Origin of the sequence: Yersinia sp. FDAARGOS_228 (genome assembly GCF_002073315.2) — a bacterium.
GTDB lineage: Bacteria > Pseudomonadota > Gammaproteobacteria > Enterobacterales > Enterobacteriaceae > Yersinia > Yersinia intermedia.
The window spans coordinates 688,936-711,313 of record NZ_CP020409.2 but is presented as its reverse complement, the minus strand read 5'-3'; the positions used below and the strand labels follow the sequence as shown (position 1 = coordinate 711,313).

Here is a 22,378-nt window from a genome sequence, read left to right as displayed (position 1 = left end):
GATGGCGACGATGGATATGCAAAGTGATGCGACGCTGCTGGAAACTCGCCGTAAAAAGCAGGCCTGGCGTCGCCAAAAGAACCGTATAGCCCTACTGCTTTCAATGGCTACCATGGCGTTTGGTTTATTTTGGTTGGTGTGGATTTTGTTCTCCACCGTGACCAAAGGTATCGATGGTATGTCTTTGGCGCTGTTTACCGAGATGACACCGCCACCCAATACTGCGGGTGGTGGTTTGGCTAACGCCATTGCCGGCAGTGGTTTATTGATTTTGTGGGCCACTGTCATTGGCACCCCACTGGGTATCATGGCGGGGATTTACCTGGCTGAATATGGCCGTAAATCCTGGTTGGCGGAAATTACCCGCTTTATAAATGATATTTTGCTATCAGCGCCTTCCATCGTGGTCGGTCTGTTTGTCTACACCATCGTGGTTGCCAAGATGGAGCACTTCTCCGGTTGGGCTGGGGTGATTGCATTGGCGTTATTACAAGTGCCAATTGTTATCCGTACTACTGAGAATATGCTCAAGTTAGTGCCAGATAGCCTGCGTGAAGCTGCCTATGCCTTGGGAACACCGAAATGGCGCATGATATCGGCTATTACGCTGAAAGCATCTATCTCCGGTATTTTGACGGGTATCTTGCTCGCGGTAGCACGTATTGCCGGTGAAACAGCACCGCTGCTGTTCACATCGCTCTCCAACCAGTTCTGGAGTACCGATCTGAGCCAGCCTATCGCTAACTTGCCAGTCACCATATTTAAATTTGCCATGAGCCCGTTTGCCGAATGGCAACAACTGGCTTGGGCTGGGGTGCTGCTAATTACCCTGTGCGTATTGTTACTGAATATTCTGGCTCGGGTTATTTTTGCGAAGAAAAAGTATTGATCGGCTGCGTAAGTATCAGCATTGATTAATGAAAATACCGAATCGCCAATAAATTTCAAAATGCGGCTACGGCGGCATTGGCTAAAAGAGAGAAGTCTTGATGAGTATGGCTACTGACATCAATAACAGCAAAATCCAGGTTCGCGATCTGAACTTCTACTATGGCAAATTCCATGCGCTGAAGAATATCTCGCTGGATATTGCTAAGAATCAGGTCACTGCATTCATCGGGCCATCAGGTTGCGGTAAATCTACTCTGCTGCGTACATTCAATAAAATGTATCAGTTGTATCCTGATCAACGTGCTGAAGGCGATATCTTATTGGATGGTCAGAATATCCTGACGGATAAACAAGATATTGCGTTGTTGCGGGCTAAGGTTGGCATGGTTTTCCAAAAACCGACCCCGTTCCCGATGTCGATTTACGATAACATCGCTTTTGGTGTGAAACTGTTTGAAAACTTGTCGCGTGCTGATATGGATGAACGGGTGCAATGGGCGCTGACCAAAGCGGCATTGTGGAATGAGACCAAAGATAAGTTACACCAAAGTGGTTATAGCTTGTCTGGCGGGCAGCAGCAGCGTTTGTGTATTGCCCGTGGTATCGCTATCCGCCCGGATGTATTGCTATTGGATGAACCTTGCTCAGCGCTGGACCCTATATCTACTGGCAGAATTGAAGAGTTGATCAGTGAGTTGAAGTCCGATTACACCGTGGTTATTGTGACGCATAACATGCAGCAAGCTGCCCGTTGTTCAGATCACACTGCATTTATGTATCTGGGCGAGCTAATCGAATTCAGTGATACCGATACCCTGTTTACTGCGCCACAACAAAAACAGACGGAAGATTATATTACTGGTCGCTATGGCTGATCGGCCTATCCCCGTCATACTTCAAGTTGCATGTGTGTTGGCCGCCTTCCTGCAACTCGAATTATTTAGGGTATACATCAATTTCGCCTTCTTACATGTACGGGAAGTATTATGGATAACTTGAATCTGAATAAACATATTTCCGGCCAGTTCAATGCAGAACTTGAACATATCCGCACCCAAGTCTTGACCATGGGTGGACTGGTGGAACAACAATTATCTGATGCGATCACCGCAATGCATAATCAGGACGGTGAACTGGCGAAACAAGTGATTGCCGGCGATAAAAAGGTCAATATGATGGAAGTGGCTATTGATGAAGCCTGTGTGCGCATCATTGCCAAACGTCAACCTACGGCCAGTGATTTACGCTTGGTGATGGCGATTATTAAAACTATCTCTGAGTTGGAGCGCATCGGTGACGTAGCAGACAAGATCTGCCGTACCGCGCTGGAAAAATTCTCTCATCAGCATCAACCTTTGTTGGTCAGTCTTGAATCTTTGGGCCGCCATACGGTACAGATGCTGCATGATGTGCTGGATGCTTTTGCACGTATGGATTTGGACGAGGCCATCCGTATCTATCGTGAAGACAAAAAGGTCGATCAGGAATATGAAGGCATCGTACGCCAATTGATGACCTATATGATGGAAGATCCGCGAACTATCCCAAGTGTGCTGACTGCCCTATTTTGTGCTCGCTCCATTGAGCGCATTGGCGACCGCTGTCAGAATATTTGTGAATTTATCTTCTATTTCGTCAAAGGGCAGGATTTCCGCCACCTCGGTGGTGATGATTTAGAAAAACTGCTTTCCAGTAAAACTGAAAAATAACGTTTTCCCCAATCAATCTGGCTGATTAGGCGGGTTGGGGATCAGTTTTGTATTTTCCCTCCTTTTTTGAACAATATATTCTATATTGTTTCATGTTTGTTTATATTCTAAATCCTAATTAATTGACATAATTAAATAGCATTGTGTTTCTCTGTTTTTATATATTACTGATGACTTCATCATTAATGGGAAATATATTTTCCTTTTGGCGGAAGGTATATTTCCCACATCGGAATTTTTCGGTGATATTTTAAATTCAGCTTAATGTAATTATTTTTAGTATGTTTTTACGCGGGAGCGGGATAAGTGAACATGAGTCTGTATACGCACAAAAATGTAACGCTTAGCCTATGTTGGGTGCTATGGATAGCATGTTTAGTGAGCTATATAGTCTACAATTTATTTTTCTTTCTACTACTTGCTCCTACTCTATTCCTTATCTTTATCTTAATAAAAATTATGTTTAAAAAGAAAACCAACAGTAATAACGAGGTGTTTCCTGTGACTAATATTCCCCATAAAGTTCATTCACCATTAACTGATTTGTCACCGGATACAGCTAAAACAAATACCATTATTGCCGCAGGTACGCAATTAACCGGTGATGTTAAGCTTGATGGTGATATTCAAATTTATGGTGTGGTGACCGGCGATATTATCGTGAGTGATGGCACCATTCGGCTGATGCGCAGTGGCAAGATAGAGGGCAATTTAACCGCTCCGCACATTACGGTAGATGGGCGGATTGAGGGGGTTTGCATTTCTGATCATCTGGAAATTCTGGAGAATGGCCGTTTAAACGGCATTGTGAAAGGTAGCAATTTCTCAATCAAGAAAGGCGGCGTCTTTATTGGTCAGTCTGAGATAACAGAAGAACCCGCCAGCCAAAACAAGGTTAAAGTAAAACCTGCTGTAGTCGTCCCTCAGGAAAAGGCTAATGCAGAAGAAGCCACATCTGATGTCAGTTCCAGTAGCAAATAATTCTGCAAATTCACTTTTTTCTAATACATGCTAATAACGCGATTGGGCCAAATTATAGGGCTTCAATCGTGTTTTTTGTTCACGATATAGGTTGTTTTTTCATCGGTTATTTTTTTATTTACTGAATACACAGCATTTTTTAGCCGACAGTTTCAGAATCGGGTTTTTTGGCGCATTCTAAGGCTCCCCATTTTCCTGATTTTCCTTTGCCACCGATCCCTCTTTCCTTGCCAATATAATCAGACTAATTGACTGAGATTAATTGGTTATAAACATATCGTTTTATATTATTTCCTGACCTAACGCCGAATTGATAGCTTATCCATATCGCAACATCTCAATCACTTTAGGAGCTTTCAATGAAGCAATCTCTGTCCACAAAAAAAAGCGCTCTGGCATTAACGCTGTTAGCGGGTCTGGCTACGCTTTCTGGCGCGGCTCACGCTGATAAACTGGATGATATCAAGCAAGCAGGTGTGGTACGGATTGCTGTTTTTGATAGTAACCCCCCATTTGGCTATATCGATCCGCAGACTAAAAAGCTGGTGGGGTATGACGTGGACGTGGCGAATGCTATCGCGAAAGATCTCGGTGTAAAAGTAGAACTACGCGCCACTAACCCGGCCAACCGTATTCCATTACTGACATCGAAGAAAGTTGATCTGATTGCAGCAAACTTCACTATTACCGATGAGCGCGCTAAGGAAGTTAACTTCAGCCTGCCATATTTCGCCACGGGTCAGAAATTTATTGCGCATAAAGGGGTGTTAAAGACACCTGAAGATATCGGCAAATTACGTATTGGTGCTGATAAAGGTACGGTTCAGGAAATTACCCTGCGTGAACATTATCCAACCGCAAAAGTGATTTCTTACGATGATACACCGCTGGCATTTACTGCTTTGCGTAATGGTAACGTTCAAGCTATCACCCAGGATGATGCGAAACTTGTCGGCCTGCTAGGTAACTTACCGGCGGCACAAAAAGCTGATTTTGAGATCTCACCGTTCAGTATTACCAAAGAATACCAAGGGGTTGGTATTCCTAAAGGTGAAGAGCGTTTAACGGCAAGTGTTAACGAAACACTGGTTAAATTGGAAAAAGACGGCGAAGCGGCGAAGATTTATGATCGTTGGTTTGGCCCAGCAACCAATGCAGCCCAGCCGCGCGGTGAGTTTAAGTTTGCGCCACTGGATCAGCAACCTAAAGCCTAATATATCCATCGTCCTTGAAGTGAGAACATTAAAGCCCTGCATTGTCACGATGTGGGGCTGCTTGCATTGTAATCCGTTAGTGATTAACACCATGGGGGATAGGTAAGATGGATTTTACAGCACAGCTAATAATAGCTATTGAGATGCTTTTAGCGCGATATGGGTATCAAGACCTATGAATCTACATCATCTCACTGATTGGTTGCTGGCCCCGCAATATCTTAACTGGCTGTGGCAGGGGTTTCTGCTTACGTTGTGGATTTCTGCCTGCACGGTGGTTGCTGCCACGTTATTAGGCTTTTTGCTCGCTGCTGCCAGAGATAGCGAACTCAAAGCGTTGCGGTGGTTTGCTGTTGGCTACAGCACGCTATTTCGCAATACGCCGCTGCTAATCCAATTGTTCTTTTGGTATTTTGCTGCCAGTCAGTTTTTACCCGCCACTTGGGTTCCATGGCTCAATACGCCCCATGAAATCACCTTTATCGGGCTCACGTTGAGCTGGCCTTCTTTTGAGTTTTTGGCCGGTTTTATCGGGCTAACCCTCTATTCCACGGCGTTTATTGCTGAAGAATTACGCTCAGGGATCAGCGGTGTCGCTAAAGGGCAAAAATACGCCGCACATGCGCTGGGGTTAACGGGCTGGCAATCTATGCGCCATGTGGTGTTGCCGCAGGCGTTGAAGATTGCCATGCCGCCATTGCTGGGCCAGTACATGAATATTATTAAAAACTCCTCTTTAGCGATGGCTATCGGGGTGGCTGAGCTTTCCTATGCTTCTCGTCAGGTTGAAACCGAAACATTACGGACATTTCAAGCCTTTGGTGTAGCAACAGTATTGTATATCGCCATTATCGCGTTGATTGAAGCCTGGGGCATGTGGCGTCAACAGCGAACCGCAATCAGGGGGCATTGAGATGGATTTTACGATTATTGCCGATAACTGGACTTATCTATTGTGGGGTACTTTCCCGGATGGCCCTCTGGGCGGGGCGGCATTAACCCTGCTGATCAGTATTATGGCTGGGGTTGCTTCCGCAATCTTAGGGACCGTGCTGGGGGTATTGCTGGCAATGTCTCGTGGTGTTTGGGCGGGCGTATTGGCGGCTTTTTTAGGCTTTTTCCGCGCAATTCCCGTGATAATGCTGATTTTTTGGACCTATTTCCTGCTGCCAATTGTATTTGGTGTGGATATACCCGAAATCACCACGGTAGTGTGTGCACTGGCATTGATTGCTTCCGCCTATCTGGCGCACGCAGTAAAAGCGGGGATTGTGGCGATTGGTGCTGGGCAGTGGCAGGCTGGGTTGTCGCTAGGTTTTAACCGCTGGCAGGTCTTATGGTTTGTGGTCTTGCCGCAAGCATTGCGCATGATGGTGCCATCATTTATCAATCAATGGATTTCATTGATTAAGGACACATCGCTGGCTTATATAGTTGGGGTGAATGAACTGACTTTTCTGGCAACTCAGGTCAATAACCGTAGCATGGTTTATCCGATGGAAGTGTTCCTGTTTGTCGCGTTGGTCTACTTCGCTTTATGCCTGGCTTTGGATTTATTGGCAAATGGCCTTAACCGCCGCTTTAGCCCACAGCATGCTATTAAGAAACAAAGTGCCATTAAACGGTCATGGCGCTGGTTGAGTAATAAACCAGCGCCGTCGGCACACTAATGACGAGTAATATGCCAGTCTCTTTCGCGCCACAAGTCAGGCAGTTGCTGCATATCATCAAACATGGTGACTAGCGGGTGGTGTATCGGCAGGTTGTGTGGATCGGCGCAGTAGTAAAATACCGGTATACCTGCGGCAATCCCCGCGTGGGTGCCAGCAGCGGAGTCCTCCACTAAAATGCAGTGCTCGGCGGCAACCTGCATCTCTTTTGCCGCGTGATAAATCAGCGCGGGATCCGGCTTCCAACGCTGAATGTCGTAACCGCTATAGAGGCGCGTATCAAAGAAAGACAGCAGGCCAGTCAGGCCAAGGGAGTGCTGCATTTTGCTCACCGGCCCGTTAGAGACCACGCAGACGGGCAGGGTGATTTGCTCCAAGAGCGCTCTTGCCCCGGCAATAGGTTGTAATTCGGCATCAAACAGGCGTGCAACCTCTGCGCGGTAGAGTTTTTCCAGCGTTGCTATTGATTCATCCAGACCGTTCTCTTTACTCACCAGCGCGACTATCTCATTCAGTTTTACCCCTTTAAAACGCTTAATCACCTCTTCCAGCGACAGGTGAATACCGTAATGGGCAAACATCACGACGTATGCACGACAACATAGGACTTCACTGTCAACCAAGGTGCCATCGCAATCGAACATGACGCATTCAATGTTATTCACTCTACCTATCCTTTAATTGTGCGGATCTACGTTCACTTCACTTTAATCATCCTGAGTAAGAATGCGATGTTTATTGACCCTATTAGCAGAAAAACTAATAACAAATTAATAAAATACAACGGGTTGAATAATAGACAGTCATGGTGAAGGCGTTGTTGCGCAACAGTGAAGATAAAAAATAGCCAAAAAAGAGTGTGATCCCGCTCTAAACAATAGTTTTTTGTTATAGGATATCCCCCGACTATCACTCCCTTCTGTGGAACTCTTCGAATGAGTAAACCAAACCTTGATACTGAGCAGGGGCTGCTCGAACGTGTATTTAAACTGAAACAGCACGGTACCACGGCACGTACTGAGTTGATTGCCGGTATCACTACCTTTTTGACTATGGTCTATATCGTGTTCGTAAACCCACAGATTTTAGGGGTTGCGGGTATGGATGTGCGGGCTGTTTTCGTGACAACCTGCCTGATTGCCGCCTTTGGTAGCATCTTTATGGGCTTATTGGCTAACTTACCAGTAGCACTGGCTCCGGCGATGGGGCTTAACGCTTTCTTCGCTTTTGTGGTTGTCGGCGCGATGGGTATTTCATGGCAAGTCGGCATGGGTGCTATTTTCTGGGGCGCAATCGGTTTCCTTTTGCTGACCATTTTCCGCATCCGGTATTGGATGATTGCTAACATCCCACTGAGCCTACGGGTGGGGATTACCAGTGGTATTGGCCTGTTTATTGCCATGATGGGGCTGAAAAATGCCGGTATCGTGGTAGCAAACCCGGATACCTTAGTCGCAGTCGGTAATCTGACTTCTCACAGTGTGCTGTTAGGTGCGCTGGGCTTCTTTATTATCGCGGTTCTGGCATCTCGCAATATCCACGCTGCGGTGCTGGTGTCGATTGTGGTAACCACACTGATTGGCTGGGCACTGGGTGATGTGCATTACTCTGGCATTTTCTCCATGCCGCCAAGTGTGACTTCTGTGGTCGGGCAGGTGGATTTAGCCGGAGCGCTGAATATTAGTATGGCGGGGATCATTTTCTCCTTCATGCTGGTTAACCTGTTCGATTCATCTGGCACATTAATTGGTGTCACGGATAAAGCGGGCTTAACCGACCATAAAGGCAAATTCCCGCGCATGAAGCAAGCGCTGTACGTGGATAGCATTAGCTCGGTAGCCGGTGCTTTTATCGGTACCTCATCGGTGACCGCGTATATTGAAAGCTCCTCAGGGGTGTCTGTCGGGGGCCGTACTGGTTTAACTGCTGTTGTCGTTGGTATCTTATTCCTGTTGGTGATGTTTGTGTCACCATTGGCCGGTATGGTGCCTGCTTATGCTGCTGCGGGTGCGTTGATTTATGTTGGCGTACTGATGACATCTAGCCTGTCACGGGTGAAGTGGGATGATTTGACTGAAGCCGTTCCTGCGTTTGTTACCGCAGTGATGATGCCGTTCAGCTTCTCTATCACTGAAGGGATTGCGCTGGGCTTTATCTCTTATTGCCTGATGAAGTTGGGCACTGGCCGTTGGCGTGAAATCAGCCCATGCGTAGTGGTTGTTGCGCTGCTGTTTGTGCTAAAAATTGCCTTTGTCGATCACTGATAGCCGATCATAAAAACGCCCCCCTTTCGACACCGAGGGTGGGGGCGTTGTCGTTATAATCTTATGCTTTTAACTGAGCGCTGATTTGCTCCAGTGCCTTTGTCGCACATTGTGCGTCCAAATGCCCGCCCGGTGCACCGGCAACACCCACTGCACCGACGACCTCATCCCCTGCTTTCACTGGCACGCCACCCCCTAACAGCAAGAACCCTGGAATGTCTTTCAGGTTGTTGGCTGCAGGTGTCTTTTGGCTGTTTTCCATCACTTGCCCGCTTGGGGTTTTAGTCGATAGTGCCGTAAAGGCTTTTTGCTCGCTGGCTTTAACGGTGTGCGGACCGGCATTATCAGCACGTAATACAGTTTTGATGATCCCAGCACGGTCAACCACAGTTACCGCCACGTTGTAGCCATCCGCCTGGCAAACAGCGAGGGTACGGCTGGCCAAATCGGTGGCCAGCGCCTGAGAGATATTACGTTCAGTGTTCAGACCCGCAGCCGAGGCTTGAGCTATCAGGCCAATGAATAAGGCGGAGGTCAGGGCAATAGGCTTGATCATATAAAATCCTTATTGTTAGCGAAGTGATTTCATCACCGTGCCGTTATGTTACGGTGATCAGTGGTGAAAAAACATTCGGCTAACTACCCGTTTTACTCCGTACTTCTACCTATTCCCTTGGTACTTGGCGCCGCAGGGGTGTTATCTGCGCTCACGCACCCGAATCACTTGACTGCGTAAGCTCATCGGGATTATGAGCCTCATCATAGGCTCACCCTACGGGCCAGCGCAGGCGCTGTTCAACATGGTTTACAAACAATTTGTTGCTCACTTGCTGCCTACCTGCAACACCAATTACTTTGGGTATATTATTGGTAGGATATAGGAGTAATTATGAATAAGTGATGCTAGCGAGTTGACCTCCAGTTTAGCGAAGATGTTAGCGCGATGCGCCTCAACGGTTCGCGGTGAAAGGGATAATCGTTGGGCGATTTGCTTGCTGGTTTCCCCTTGGATAATCAGCGCGGCGACTTCCTGTTCGCGAGCCGAGAGTTGGCTGATCAACTGCTGATAGGCTGCCTGCTGACTGTGGATTGCCAGCGCCTGTTCATGCTGTTCTAACGCCATGCTGATGGTTTCGATCAGCACATCGGCGTCGATAGGTTTGGTCAAAAACTCCAGCGCTCCACCTTTAAATGCCCGGCGGCACAATTCAATATTACCGTGCCCAGTCATTATGATGACCGGAAGAGTGCTATCACGGCATTGAATGGCTTCTAATACTGCCATCCCACTCTTACCCGGCATTCTGATATCCAGTAGTACGCAACTTGGCTGGGTTATTGCCAATGAATCGAGGAAATGCTGGCCGTCACTGAATGCTTTTACTTCCCAGCCCAGGGTGGCGAGTAATGCGGTTAGCGCGGCGCGAACACCGTCATCATCATCAATCAGATAAATGTGTTTTGTCATGCGTATTCTCGCCAATCAGGGGAAAGGTTAGGGTAAAACAAGCCCCGCCATGTTCACTGTTTGCGGCTTTTATGTCACCTCCCATTCGCTGTACCAATGTCTCACACAGGGTTAGCCCTAATCCCAGACCACTCTCGCGAGTGGTATAAAAAGGTGTGAACAGGTGGTCTAACTGCTGATGGCTTAGCCCCGGCCCATTATCCTCTATCTGAATTAGCCATTGCTGTGGTTGCAGGCGGGCAGTGAAATAAATTAACGGAGTCGTAGTGTGTTGCACGGCATGGATAGCATTACTGAGTAAATTATGCAGAATTTGCTCCAGCCATAAAGGATCGGCCGAAAGTGGCGGTAAATTCGCTGAAATACTATTCACAACCGTTACTTTGCTGGCGGCTATCTCATTACTTAATAAAGCGTTCACGCGTAGCCAGATATCCGCTACCACCACCGGTTGTAAATTCACCTGCCCACGGCTGAGTAACGTGCGTAGCCGCTCCAGTAGCGCCGAAATTCGTTTGATTTGCTCAACCGACGCCTGTAGCAGTGGGGTGATGTTGTCATCCTGCGCGGGTAATAATCGCAGCGCGGTTTGGTTATACGTCAATGTGGCAGTGAGTGGCTGGTTCAACTCATGGGCAATACCCGTGGCAATTTCCCCCATGGCATTGAGTCTGGCTTGATCAGCAAATTTAGCCCGTTGTTCGGCGCGATTGCGGTATTGCGCCAACTGCTGCCAACGGTGCCAACCATAAAGGGTAGCTCCCCATATGAGTGAAAGCAGGAGAGCTGTTAACCAAGGTAAATCACGCCAAAGAGGCGTGGCATAGCCAGTTAACGAAAAGGATTGAGCACCCTCTCCCAATGGTTTTTGCCATTGCCAGAAGCTATCTGGATTTGGATTGCCCAACACAGCTAACGGATGTTGCTGATAGCGTAATGTCACGCTGTCGAAATTTTTCGGTAAGCCCACTACCTGCAACAGTTTCAACCCATTAATCTGCAAGCCACTGCCATTGTATGAGTTCGATAGCTGATAATCACCGCCGTGAACTTGCAGCGTTAACTGGCCTGCTTTTGATTTATCGGCTTTAGTTTGGCTGATTGCGACCAATTGCGGGAAGTGGCGCTGTAGTTGCGACAGTTGGTTCGGTTCAAGAGTCAGAAACAAAATAGCTTGTTGTTGGGCTAATTGCTGGCTCAATTCGCGGTGGGTAATACGAAAATCGGCCTCACGCTCAGCTTGCTGCTCATTTAAGCCATACCAACCCAGCCAGAGAGTGGATATCAGGGTCAGGATAAGCCAGACAGTGATTTTAACGGCCATTTAGCAGCATCCAACATGTGTGGGTCGAGAGAGTAACCCCCAATCACCAGCGGCCAGTGGGGGTTTTCAATCATGAGTTATTTCACGCGGACACGTTCAATATAGGTGGCAAAGGCTGCCAGTTGGCCGGTGAGGAAATCCAACGTTCCTTGGTCAATCAATGCTTTGGCTTGCTCATCCACTTTGCTTTGAATCACACCCCCCATAAATTCAGGCTTATTCATCACCATCGCATCAAGGAAAACCAGGATCTGACGCAAATGATACTGGCAACGTGCCCCACCTATTGGCCCCATTGAACTGGTTTGAATCGCCACCGGTTTGCCTGCCAGTGGTTGATTTGGCAAGCGAGACAGCCAATCGATCGCATTCTTCAATCCACCTGGCACAGAATAATTATATTCCGGTGTGACGATGATAACGCCATCAGCTTGACGAATTTGCTCAGCAATGGCTTGAACCGTGTTCGGGAAACCGTCTTCCTGCTGTACATCAGCATCATAAAGCGGAATGTCACGGATAGAAGGCAGCGCTTCAATGATGACGCCTGAAGGGGCTAATTTAGGCAGGGCGCGGGCTACCATCGCATTGTAGGAACCATTCCGCAAGCTACCCAGCAGAGTGACAATTTTAAGGGATTGCTGTGACATGACATACTCCCGTTCAGTAAATGGATGAGGCTTTATACCCGTCATCTTTCTCGTTGCAGGTATATTGCTCCACTGCCTGCATCTTGAAATCTATGGGTTATATCGTTACCAGAGTAGGCCAAACTTATGTGATAAAACAATGGCTATCTCGCGGATGACGATATTTAAATATCACTTAAATTTGTGTTATGGATGGAATTATTACGCTGAAACTGTGACCGCAGGAGAGGAACGAAAAAATCGTTTTTGCCAGTCATCAAGTCTGTGCGCGAAATGCCGTTAATAGATCTGGAGCTATCCAGCTTTCTTAATTGAGCGACACGACAATGCTAAAAACCACTCAAGCCCGCTTTACCTTACTCGTCAGTGCGTTTTTTATTTTACTACTGATAATCACCGTGGTGGTCATTCAGCTTTTTGTGACACCGCAACTCAAACAATCTGAAAGTACCATTGTAGGCAATAGTGTTGACCAAATAGCGACGGCAATCACTGCGCAAATGAACAAAGTGGAAGCGCAAGCCCGCAGCATTACACAGGCTGTTGCCATTATGGACAGCAATACCATCGATCAACTATTACCGGGGCTGGTGGATCAGTACGGCGACAGTAATGTGTTTGGGGGTGGCATTTGGCCATTACCTAATAAACGTGAGCAAGGGGTGATTAAGTTCAGCACTTTCTTTGCCCGTAATGGAGAAAATAAGTTAACCGTCAACACCCATTGGAATTCACCTGAATCACAAAATTATTTTGAGCAGCCATGGTACAAAGATGGTTTAAATGCACCCAAAGGCTTCTGCGCGTGGGCTAAGGCCTACCAGGATGATGCCAGCCCGCAGCCAAGAACTAACTGTGCGATGGCAATTTATAAAGGTGATGAGGCATACGGTGTTTCAACCATTGACGTTACCTTAGGTTTCTTTAACCGCTTGGTTAAAGAGATGGAACAGAAAGTGAATGGCACTATTCTGATTGTCGAAACTGATGGCAAAATTGTCGGTAGCAGCGCTCTGGCGGATGGTAAAGCAGAATTAAAAAATCTGTCTGACTTTGCGGCCAACTCGCCGATGGCAGCAGAAACCCAGCGGTTACTGCCGCAGTTGAAAGAGCAAAAAGCACTGGAAAGTGAATTTGATGTCGACGGTACTTCTCACACCCTATTCATTCGCCCGATCGCCAATAGTCCGTGGTATTTGGTTACTGACTTACCAACCAGTTTATTGGTTAAACAGAGCCACGCTATCCTGTTGCATCTGGGGTTAGTACAGATTCCAATTATGCTGTTATTGCTCTTGTTCCTGGTGTTTTCTATCCGCGTCTTTATGAAACGCTTAGCGGTTTTGAAAGAGAATATCACTGCCTTGTCAGCGGGTGGGGCTGATTTGACTCAGCGCTTGCCGGAAAGCAGCAGCCCGGAATTCAATGCAATCAATCAGAGTTTCAACGATTTTATCGACTATTTGCAGCAAATGATGCGGCAAGTCGGTGAAAGTAGCCTGGCTATTGCTTCGGCATCGCGCCAGATCGCCAGCGGTAATCTGGACTTATCCGCCCGTACTGAAGATCAGGCCAGTTCAATTGAACAAACCGCAGCCTCAATGGATGAACTTACCAGTACGGTGAAACAAAATGCGGATAACGCCAGCCATGCCAACCAATTAGCGAGAGATGCATCTACTGTTGCGGTGAAAGGTGGCAAGGTGGTGAAACAGGTGGTAGATACCATGGGTTCAATCAATCACTCATCGAAGAAAATAGTCGATATCATTAGTGTGATTGACAGTATCGCCTTCCAAACCAATATATTGGCACTTAACGCGGCGGTAGAAGCAGCAAGAGCGGGCGAACAAGGCCGAGGTTTTGCGGTAGTAGCATCTGAAGTGCGTAATTTGGCGCAGCGCTCAGCGACATCTGCTCGTGAGATTAAAAAACTTATTGAGGACTCAGTGGCTGATATCGCCATTGGTACTGACTTGGTGGCTGACGCGGGCACGACTATGGATGATTTAATGAGCGGTGTGTCCAACGTGGCAGCATTAATGAATGAAATCATGTCATCCAGTCAGGAGCAAAGCTTAGGTATCGAACAGGTTAATCTGGCAATCAATCAGTTGGATAATTCAACACAACAAAATGCGGCGTTGGTGGAACAAGTTGCTGCTGCGGCACAGGCGATGCAGGATCAAACTTTGCAGTTGGAAAGTGTGATTAGCGGCTTTAAGGTTTAATCCGCGACTGTGACTTATTTGAAAAACGAGTGAGTGTGTGAAGGGGGACGACCACACCCAAGGGCGCTTCGGTGGCTTACGTCACTACGACCCAAAGGCACGTTTCCCCTTCATTTGAACCCCTTTTGTTCGCTGAAAGGGGTTTTTTTATCACTCACGGCGAATTTTACTGGCAAATAAATTACCCAGCGATTGGATGAGCTGTACCGTAATAATCAATACAATCGCGGTAGTGACAGTTACGAATGTATCAAAGCGCTGGTAGCCATAGGTTATAGCCAGATCACCAATTCCGCCTCCGCCGACAGTACCTGCCATGGCGGTAGCACCAATCAAGCCAATGGTGGCAGTGGTCAGTGCCAATATTAAAGATGACAGTGCTTCAGGTAATAAAAAATACCAAATCGCCTGAAGGGGCGTGGCACCCATCGATTTTGCCGCCTCCAAAATACCGGGATTTACATCCAGCAGCGAGTTTTCGACCAAACGACCAATATAAGGTGCGATAAAAATAATCAATGGCACGATAGCCCCCGGTGTTCCTATCGTGGTATTCACGATCAAGCGGGTAAGTGGGATAATTGCCACCATCAAAATAATAAAGGGCAGTGATCGGATGATATTAATCACGGGGTTAAGAATATTATAAAAAGTACGATTCTTAATTAGCCCTCCTGGGCGGGTTACCACCAATAAGATTCCCAGAGGGATACCAATAAGAGAACCGATCACCAATGAAATACTGACCATAACCAGTGTGTCGTGTAGCGCCTGGACAAATTGGTCCAACGTAATTGCGGTTTCGATCATTAATGTATTTCCTGTATATCAATTCCCGTTCCTGCCAGGTGAGTGATGGCACTATCAATGAGGTTGTTGTTACCGGTTAACAGCAGCACCATATGACCCAATGTGGTGTCTTGTATCTCCGACATGTTGGCAAATAGAATATTCACGCCAATATCATATTGCCTGATGAGTTGATTTATCACCGGTTGTGTCGCGATCGCCCCCATAAATGCTAAACGAAACTGGCGGCCAGCATGGCTGTTATCTAACAGTTTTCTCACGCTATCGGGTAGGCTGTCCTTGATCACTGTACGAACGAAATTAAGGGTTGTGGGGTGAGTGGGGTGGCCAAAAACCGTTAATACAGAACCCTGCTCAATTATTTGGCCGTTTTCCATAACCGCGACCTTATTACAGATTTTTTGAATAACTGACATTTCATGGGTAATCAGCAACACCGTAATATTGTATTGCTGATTAATTTTCTTCAGTAATAATAAAATCTGGGCGGTGGTTTGTGGATCCAGTGACGATGTAGCCTCATCACACAGTAGAATTGATGGATTGGTTGCCAGAGCACGAGCAATACCCACCCGCTGCTTCTGACCACCCGATAATTCATTAGGAAAACTATTACTCTTATCACCCAATCCGACAAAATCCAGCAACTCTGCGACGCGATCCTGAATGAATTTTTTATTTCTACCTAATAAGATAAGCGGCATAGCGACATTCTTAAAAACAGTTTTTGATTCCAGTAAGTTAAAGTTCTGGAATATCATACCGATATTCTTTTTTAGCAGTCTGAGTTGCTCATGACTGAAATCATGTAGATTATTACCATCAATAATCACATCGCCAGATGTTGGGCTTTCCAACGAGTTTACCATTCGTAATAAGGTGCTTTTCCCCGCACCACTGTAACCAATAATGCCAAATATATCGCCATCTTCGACAGTTAAGCTGACATTATTAAGCGCTTGTAGTTTTACACCTTTACGTTCAAAGGTCTTGGAAATATGCTGAAGTTCAATCATCAGATTATTCCATTAATTAAGATAATCAGGCAGCATATAACCGGTATATTTCTCATTTTCCTGAATGTATTTTTTGAACTCTGCCGAGTGGTATCCCGCAATAATATCCTTGGCAAATTCTGCATCTTTATTTTTACCGGCGACAGTTACCACATTCACAAACTGTGTGGTTGGTTTTTCAAGTTGCAGCGCCGAACTGAGTTTTATACCGTTAGATACAGCAAAGTTGCCCTGAATAGCGCCAAAATCGACATCGGGTAATGCTCTGACTTGCTGGGCATTATCCATCTCTTTGATCACCAGATGGTACGGATTTTCTGCTATATCTTTTTGCGAGAAGGTAGCCGGATCAATTTTTTCTTTCAGCTTTATCCAGCCGATAGATTGCAACAGCAGTGCTGCGCGGTACTCATTTGAGGGCTGGTTAGGGACTGAAATCAACGCACCTTCTTTGGGTTTTTGGTCTTTTTGGCCTTGCTGATATTTATCAGAATACAGCCCCATCGGTGGCGTCGGGACCTGAACAATACCGGTATTATCAATCCTCAGTCGCTCATTTATCGCTTGCAGATAAATAGGATGTTGCATGATATTGCCATCAATCTCGCCAGTGCTAACGGCATTATTAACCTGAATACCATCATTGAAATCTTTATATTCGATGCGATAGCCTTTGTTGATCAGATAAGGGGCCACACCCTTTTCAAATTGTTCTTTATAAGGGCCAGGATTAAATCCTAATTTGATAACTTTCTTTTCTTCACTATGAGCATTCAGTGAAGTAAAAATAATTAAACTGAATAAAGGCATCGCCAGTGAACGCATTCTCATCATAATTTCCCTGTGGAATAGTGTTAATTTAGTCTCTAAACGAGGCTTTATTTATTATGTTGCAGGTTATTCTTTTAGCTAAGAACGGGATAGCTAAGAATGAAATCATTCAAACATTGCGGGGATGAAGCGTAAACGAAGAAAATGACCTTAGCTTATCTATAATAGAGATAATGGATTTAGTGTTTTTTATTAGGTGATTGGAACGAAAGGCGGATTATCAACCCGCTGCGCGCAAATTCCGCAGCGGGTTCTATCGCTATAACCGGGGTTTAGCCCTGAATCAGATTAGGGATTTTTACATCAGGATTTACGTCAGCGTCATAATCCACGCCGTCGACGGCAAAACCAAACAGGTTTAAGAACTCAGTCTTATAACCGGTAAAGTCGGTCAATTGGTAGATATTGTCGTTGGTAACCTGATCCCACAGCGCTTGTACCTGGTTTTGAATTTCTGGTGCCAGTTCTTTGTAGTCAGCACGCAAGCGGCCATCGGCGTCCAGATGCGGTGCATCACCACACAAGCTGTCTTTATACAGCGAATAAACTTGCTCGATACAGCCTTCATGCGTGCCTTTTTCTTTCATTACCTTGAATAGCAATGACAAATACAGTGGCATCATTGGGATAGCGGAGCTTGCCTGAGTCACTACCGCTTTTAGCACGGATACCCTGGCATCACCGCCGCCATGGGCCGCTAAGCTATCGCGGATCGTCAGAACTTTTTGGTCCAGATCCTTTTTGGCTGCGCCAATAGAACCGTTCCAATAGATATCATGAGTGATTTTTTCACCCAGGTAAGTAAAGGCGGTAGTTTGCGCGCCCTCAGCCAGCACGCCAGCTTCCAGTAGCGCATCAATCCACATCTGCCAGTCTTCGCCACCCATCACGGCTACCGTGTTGTCTATCTCGGTTTGGGTTGCGGGTTGTAGCACAACTTCTTTGATAACTTCTTTATCGGTATCCAGGCCACGGAATTTAACTTCATGGCCGATTGGCTTCAGTGTGGAGTTAAACACTTCGCCGGTTTTTGGATGAGTACGGCGTGGCGAGGCCAGGCTATAGATAACTTGATCAACCTGACCCAGATCTTGCTTGATAGCCTCGATGGTCAGTCGTTTGATCTCATCGGAGAACGCATCGCCATTGATGCTTTTCGCATACAGGCCTTTCTGCTCAGCAAACTTGTGGAAAGCTGCACTGTTGTACCAGCCGGAGGTCGCCGGTTTACCTTCTTCTCCTGGGCGTTCAAAGAAAATACCCAGCGTATCGGCACCACAACCAAATGCTGCTGTGATTCGAGCGGCCAGCCCGTATCCAGTTGACGCACCAATCACTAATACTCGTTTTGGGCCGTTAGCAATTGGGCCTTCTGCTGTGACATAGTCGATTTGCTTTTTGACGTTAGCTTCACAGCCCGCCGGGTGAGCAGTCACACAAATAAAGCCGCGTACACGTGGTTTTATAATCATGGATACCTCAGTTTATGAATAAAGTTAAGTGTTCGAGCTACCGTCGGTTGAGACTCTAACAGTTCGGACTCATAGAGCCAGATTATCAAAATTAGCGATAATCTGCTCCAGCTCTATAACATCACACTCATTTTCCGATACAAAAACTGGAGAAAATGCGCCCCAGTAAGTCATCTGAGCTGAATTCGCCGGTAATTTCACTCAATGACTGTTGTGCTAAACGTAGCTCTTCCGCCAGTAATTCACCGGCGTAAGCGCTTACTAACTGTTCGTGGCCTTGCACCAAATGCTGTGCGGCGGTTTCCAACGCTTGCAAATGGCGTCGGCGAGCCAGGAAACCACCTTCGGTGTTACTGGTAAAACCCATACTCTGCTTAAGATGGCTACGTAGTAGGTCAATACCTTCCCCGGTACGAGCCGATAAGCGAATAAGTGAGTGACCATTCACTTCGGTTAACCCTAGCGATTCACCTGTCACATCCGCTTTATTGCGCACCACGGTGATGGGCAGAGTCGATGGCAGGCGGGCCATAAACTCAGGCCAGATAGCGGCAGGTTCGGTGGCGTCAGTCGTCGTACCATCAACCATAAACAGTACGCGATCTGCTTGTTCTATCTCATTCCACGCCCGTTCGATACCAATGCGCTCAACTTCGTCACTGGCTTCACGTAAGCCAGCAGTATCGATGATATGCAATGGCATCCCATCGATATGAATATGCTCCCGTAAAACATCACGAGTTGTGCCCGCGATATCGGTTACGATGGCAGCTTCACGGCCCGCTAACGCATTGAGCAGGCTTGATTTACCGGCATTTGGGCGGCCGGCAATGACCACTTTCATCCCTTCACGCAACAAGCTGCCTTGCCGCGCTTCAGTGCGCACCTGCTCAAGATCGGCCATTACTCCATTCAACTGACCTTCAATTTTACCATCAGAAAGGAAGTCGATTTCCTCATCTGGGAAGTCAATGGCAGCTTCGACGTAGATTCGCAAGTGAGTAAGTGCTTCCACCAATTGATGGATTTTAACTGAAAATGCGCCCTGCAATGAATTTACCGCTGAGCGGGCGGCTTGCTCCGAACTGGCATCAATCAGGTCGGCAATCGCTTCAGCTTGAGCCAAATCCAGCTTGTCGTTTAAAAACGCGCGCTCAGAAAACTCACCCGGACGGGCAATACGCAGCCCTGGCAGCGCCAGAATGCGTTTTAACAGTAAATCCAGTATGACAGGGCCACCATGGCCTTGCAGTTCCAGCACGTCCTCGCCAGTGAAGGAATTGGGGCCGGGGAAGTAGAGAGCGATACCTTGGTCTAATGTACTGCCATCAGTATCTTTAAATGGCAGATAATCGGCATAGCGAGGCTTGGGCAATTTGCCTAAAACTGCCTGCGCAACTTCTGCGGCCGCACGACCTGAAACACGTAAAATACCAACACCACCACGGCCTGGCGGGGTTGCTTGTGCCACGATAGTATCAGTGGTGCTCATGGTTATTTCTCTCTTTAACCTATTATTTTTGCACAAGCCTGAAAGTGTAAAATCAGGCTTCTATAAAAAGAATAAGGCGGTCATATTGACCGCCCTTTAATACTTATGACTATCGTTGTGGATTATTTTTTCTTATCGCGGCTATGTAAACCACGTTTTTCCAGACCACGATAAATCAACTGTTGTTGCAGGATGGTCACCAGGTTACTGACGATATAGTACAGTACCAGACCAGCCGGGAACCACAGGAAGAACACAGTGAAGATAACTGGCATAAAGGTCATTATCTTCTGCTGCATCGGGTCCGTCACGGTAGTCGGTGACATCTTCTGAATGAAGTACATGGTAATACCCATCAGAATCGGCAGAATGTAGTACGGGTCTTGTGCTGACAGGTCATGAATCCACAGGATGAATGGCGCATGACGCAACTCAACGGAACTCATCAACATGTAGTACAACGCCAGGAAGATTGGCATCTGAATGACCAGCGGTAAGCAGCCACCCAGCGGGTTAACCTTCTCAGCTTTGTACAGCGCCATCATTTCCTGACTCATACGCTGCTTATCGTCACCGATACGCTCACGCATGGCAGCCAGTTTAGGCTGTAGCAAACGCATTTTCGCCATCGAGGTGTATTGCGCTTTAGTCAGCGGGTACATGATACCGCGCACGATAAAGGTAATCACGATGATGGAGAAGCCCCAGTTACCGACAAAGCTGTGAATGAACTTCAGCAGTTTGAACAGTGGCTGAGAAATAAACCATAACCAACCATAATCAACAGTCAGGTCCAGATGTGGCGCAATGGCCGCCATTTTGTCCTGAATTTCTGGGCCAACCCACAAGGTAGCACCCAGTTGTTTCTGTTCACCCGGTTGAATAATAACTGGTGCACCTTTGAAGCCGATAGCTGCCAGACCATTACCCAAATCAGAAGAGTAGAAGGTGTTGGTTTCATTAGCTACTGGGATCCATGCGGTTGCAAAATACTGTTGCAACATGGCTACCCAGCCACCTTTGGTGGTGATGTCCATATTTTTGTCTTCGATATCACTAAAGCTGTATTTTTTATATTTAGTGTCATCAGAAGAGTAAGCCGCACCACGATAAGTGTGCAGCGCAAAGTTATTGCTGCCGGTATCACGGTGTTTAGGCAAATTGATGCTTTGCTTCAACTGGCCAAACAGCGTCAGCTCCAGCGGGGCAGCAGAGGCGTTTTTAACGTGATAATCCACGCCAATGGCGTAATCGTTACGTTTCAGCACAAAAGTCTTAGTGAAAACGGAGCCATCTTTGCCAGTGAAGGTCAATGGAATTCGCAGTTCATCCTGACCGTCAGCCAATACAAAGCTGGTTTGAGGCGCTTCAAACAATGGGCGCTCACCGTTAGCTGGATTATCCGGGCCGCTTTTGCCTGTCAGGCCACTTTGCGCCTGATAAACGAAAGCTGGTGTGGTTTCCAGTAATTCAAACGTTTTATCTGAACCCAGAGCATCCGGGTAAGCCAGCAGGTTAGCTTGCTCGATGTCACCGCCACGGGTATTAATGGTCAGAGACAGCACATCAGTTTTTACAGTAATCAATTGGCCCTGACCACTGCCTGGCACAGCCTGGCTTGCTTTATCACCGGTAGCGGTATTCGCTGTCTGTTGCGTGGTCTGAGCGGCTGGTTGTGGACTGTTGTCCACTTGCCAGGCTTGCCAGATCATGAAAGACACGAACAGCAGAGCGATGAGTAGAAGATTGCGTTGCGAATCCATCGTTAGTGTTCTCTGTTATCGTCGGGTTTCGGCGGCACGGGATCATCGCCACCTGGGTTCAAAGGGTGGCATTTTAATACGCGCTTCAGTGTTAACCAACTGCCTTTTATCATCCCAAACCGGCGCAATGCCTCAATTCCGTAATGAGAGCATGTCGGATGGAAACGACAACGCGGCCCCAGCAGCGGACTAATCACGAGCTGATAGCCCCTGATTAGCCCGATCAGGATGCGGGAGCCTGGCGACAGTGGCGACGCCATAATTTTTCCAAAGCTTCCGTCAACGCACGGTTATCGAGGTCAGCCACACCCTTTTTCACCAAAACGACAAAATCCATAGACGGTAACGTATGCTGATGCAAACGGAAGCTTTCGCGTGTGAGGCGCTTTATCCGGTTACGTTCGTGAGCACGTTTGACATGTTTTTTGGCGACGGTAAGACCGATGCGGGGATGCCCCAGCTCGTTCAGGCGGCCGAGGATGGTGATTTGCGGCGTGCCAGCCCGTTGTGGCTGCTGGAAGACAAAAGTGAAATGACTGGGAGTTAACAAACGTAACTCCCTAGGAAATGCTAGCTTAACCACTGAGATGGT

Annotated in this window: 22 protein-coding genes; 9 read left to right on the top strand and 13 right to left on the bottom strand. The window is 47.1% G+C overall.

From position 1 onward, the window contains the following. The first annotated feature begins 1 nt into the window (after position 1). From pstA to A6J67_RS03195, 7 genes are all read left to right on the top strand, one after another. Positions 2-889, top strand: a complete 888-nt coding sequence (gene pstA, locus A6J67_RS03225; protein ID WP_005186725.1) for a phosphate ABC transporter permease PstA — start codon at positions 2-4, stop codon at positions 887-889. 100 nt (positions 890-989) lie between these two features. Beyond that, entirely contained in the window at positions 990-1,766 is a 777-nt protein-coding gene (gene pstB / locus A6J67_RS03220) for a phosphate ABC transporter ATP-binding protein PstB (RefSeq protein ID WP_004713904.1), read from the top strand. Positions 1,767-1,877: 111 nt separating this feature from the next. After that, the gene (gene phoU / locus A6J67_RS03215) at positions 1,878-2,600 is read left to right on the top strand and encodes a phosphate signaling complex protein PhoU (RefSeq protein WP_005186726.1); all 723 of its coding nucleotides are present in this window, start codon (positions 1,878-1,880) and stop codon (positions 2,598-2,600) included. 312 nt (positions 2,601-2,912) lie between these two features. Beyond that, the gene (locus tag A6J67_RS03210; protein WP_050297635.1) at positions 2,913-3,581 is read left to right on the top strand and encodes a bactofilin family protein; all 669 of its coding nucleotides are present in this window, start codon (positions 2,913-2,915) and stop codon (positions 3,579-3,581) included. 359 nt (positions 3,582-3,940) lie between these two features. Next, on the top strand, positions 3,941-4,795 hold the full coding sequence (locus A6J67_RS03205; RefSeq protein WP_005186728.1) for an ABC transporter substrate-binding protein: 855 nt from the start codon (positions 3,941-3,943) through the stop codon (positions 4,793-4,795). 175 nt (positions 4,796-4,970) lie between these two features. Further along, positions 4,971-5,708 (top strand): amino acid ABC transporter permease, encoded by a 738-nt coding sequence (locus A6J67_RS03200; RefSeq protein WP_042568847.1) that lies wholly within the window; start codon positions 4,971-4,973, stop codon positions 5,706-5,708. A 1-nt stretch (position 5,709) separates the two neighbouring features. Then, positions 5,710-6,465 (top strand): amino acid ABC transporter permease, encoded by a 756-nt coding sequence (locus A6J67_RS03195; RefSeq protein ID WP_050297636.1) that lies wholly within the window; start codon positions 5,710-5,712, stop codon positions 6,463-6,465. Here A6J67_RS03195 and yieH read toward each other — a convergent pair. Beyond that, positions 6,462-7,130: a 6-phosphogluconate phosphatase gene (yieH, locus tag A6J67_RS03190; RefSeq protein ID WP_050297637.1), complete on the bottom strand. Its 669-nt coding sequence runs from the start codon at positions 7,128-7,130 to the stop codon at positions 6,462-6,464. The two genes, A6J67_RS03195 and yieH, sit on opposite strands and share 4 nt — an antisense overlap. 270 nt (positions 7,131-7,400) lie before the next feature. Between yieH and A6J67_RS03185 the strand changes: the two genes are divergently transcribed. Further along, positions 7,401-8,729: an NCS2 family permease gene (locus A6J67_RS03185; protein WP_005186735.1), complete on the top strand. Its 1,329-nt coding sequence runs from the start codon at positions 7,401-7,403 to the stop codon at positions 8,727-8,729. Between the two features lie 61 nt (positions 8,730-8,790). Here A6J67_RS03185 and A6J67_RS03180 read toward each other — a convergent pair whose 3' ends face one another. The 4 genes from A6J67_RS03180 to A6J67_RS03160 all read right to left on the bottom strand — a co-directional run bounded on the left by A6J67_RS03180 (position 8,791) and on the right by A6J67_RS03160 (position 12,171). Then, a complete protein-coding gene (locus tag A6J67_RS03180) occupies positions 8,791-9,285 on the bottom strand; it encodes a GlcG/HbpS family heme-binding protein (protein WP_005186737.1) in 495 nt (164 codons plus the stop codon). 294 nt (positions 9,286-9,579) lie between these two features. Beyond that, entirely contained in the window at positions 9,580-10,197 is a 618-nt protein-coding gene (locus A6J67_RS03170; RefSeq protein ID WP_032906720.1) for a response regulator transcription factor, read from the bottom strand. Further along, positions 10,172-11,521 carry a sensor histidine kinase gene (locus A6J67_RS03165; RefSeq protein ID WP_080608051.1) on the bottom strand — a complete coding sequence of 450 codons (1,350 nt, stop codon included), beginning with the start codon at positions 11,519-11,521 and terminating at the stop codon, positions 10,172-10,174. The genes A6J67_RS03170 and A6J67_RS03165 overlap by 26 nt, the downstream gene beginning before the upstream one ends. A gap of 77 nt (positions 11,522-11,598) precedes the next feature. Then, entirely contained in the window at positions 11,599-12,171 is a 573-nt protein-coding gene (locus A6J67_RS03160) for an NADPH-dependent FMN reductase (RefSeq protein ID WP_042568844.1), read from the bottom strand. Between the two features lie 326 nt (positions 12,172-12,497). Between A6J67_RS03160 and A6J67_RS03155 the strand changes: the two genes are divergently transcribed. Further along, positions 12,498-14,402, top strand: a complete 1,905-nt coding sequence (locus A6J67_RS03155) for a methyl-accepting chemotaxis protein (RefSeq protein ID WP_042568843.1) — start codon at positions 12,498-12,500, stop codon at positions 14,400-14,402. 150 nt (positions 14,403-14,552) lie between these two features. On the opposite strand, the gene A6J67_RS03150 is transcribed toward A6J67_RS03155, so the two are convergent. The 8 genes from A6J67_RS03150 to rnpA form a co-directional block, all read right to left on the bottom strand. Beyond that, on the bottom strand, positions 14,553-15,212 hold the full coding sequence (locus A6J67_RS03150; RefSeq protein WP_032814800.1) for a methionine ABC transporter permease: 660 nt from the start codon (positions 15,210-15,212) through the stop codon (positions 14,553-14,555). Beyond that, a complete protein-coding gene (locus A6J67_RS03145) occupies positions 15,212-16,228 on the bottom strand; it encodes a methionine ABC transporter ATP-binding protein (protein WP_050297639.1) in 1,017 nt (338 codons plus the stop codon). The genes A6J67_RS03150 and A6J67_RS03145 overlap by 1 nt, the downstream gene beginning before the upstream one ends. A 12-nt stretch (positions 16,229-16,240) precedes the next feature. Then, the gene (locus A6J67_RS03140; protein WP_032906722.1) at positions 16,241-17,059 is read right to left on the bottom strand and encodes a MetQ/NlpA family ABC transporter substrate-binding protein; all 819 of its coding nucleotides are present in this window, start codon (positions 17,057-17,059) and stop codon (positions 16,241-16,243) included. A gap of 272 nt (positions 17,060-17,331) precedes the next feature. Next, positions 17,332-18,531 carry an enoyl-ACP reductase FabV gene (gene fabV, locus A6J67_RS03135; RefSeq protein ID WP_005186749.1) on the bottom strand — a complete coding sequence of 400 codons (1,200 nt, stop codon included), beginning with the start codon at positions 18,529-18,531 and terminating at the stop codon, positions 17,332-17,334. A gap of 127 nt (positions 18,532-18,658) precedes the next feature. Next, entirely contained in the window at positions 18,659-20,023 is a 1,365-nt protein-coding gene (gene mnmE, locus A6J67_RS03130) for a tRNA uridine-5-carboxymethylaminomethyl(34) synthesis GTPase MnmE (protein ID WP_005186750.1), read from the bottom strand. A gap of 122 nt (positions 20,024-20,145) precedes the next feature. Then, a complete protein-coding gene (gene yidC, locus A6J67_RS03125; RefSeq protein WP_050288643.1) occupies positions 20,146-21,786 on the bottom strand; it encodes a membrane protein insertase YidC in 1,641 nt (546 codons plus the stop codon). Positions 21,787-21,788: 2 nt separating this feature from the next. After that, on the bottom strand, positions 21,789-22,046 hold the full coding sequence (gene yidD, locus A6J67_RS03120; RefSeq protein ID WP_032906726.1) for a membrane protein insertion efficiency factor YidD: 258 nt from the start codon (positions 22,044-22,046) through the stop codon (positions 21,789-21,791). Then, positions 22,010-22,369: a ribonuclease P protein component gene (gene rnpA / locus A6J67_RS03115; RefSeq protein ID WP_025380108.1), complete on the bottom strand. Its 360-nt coding sequence runs from the start codon at positions 22,367-22,369 to the stop codon at positions 22,010-22,012. Before rnpA ends, yidD begins: the two co-directional genes overlap by 37 nt. Positions 22,370-22,378 lie beyond the last annotated feature (9 nt).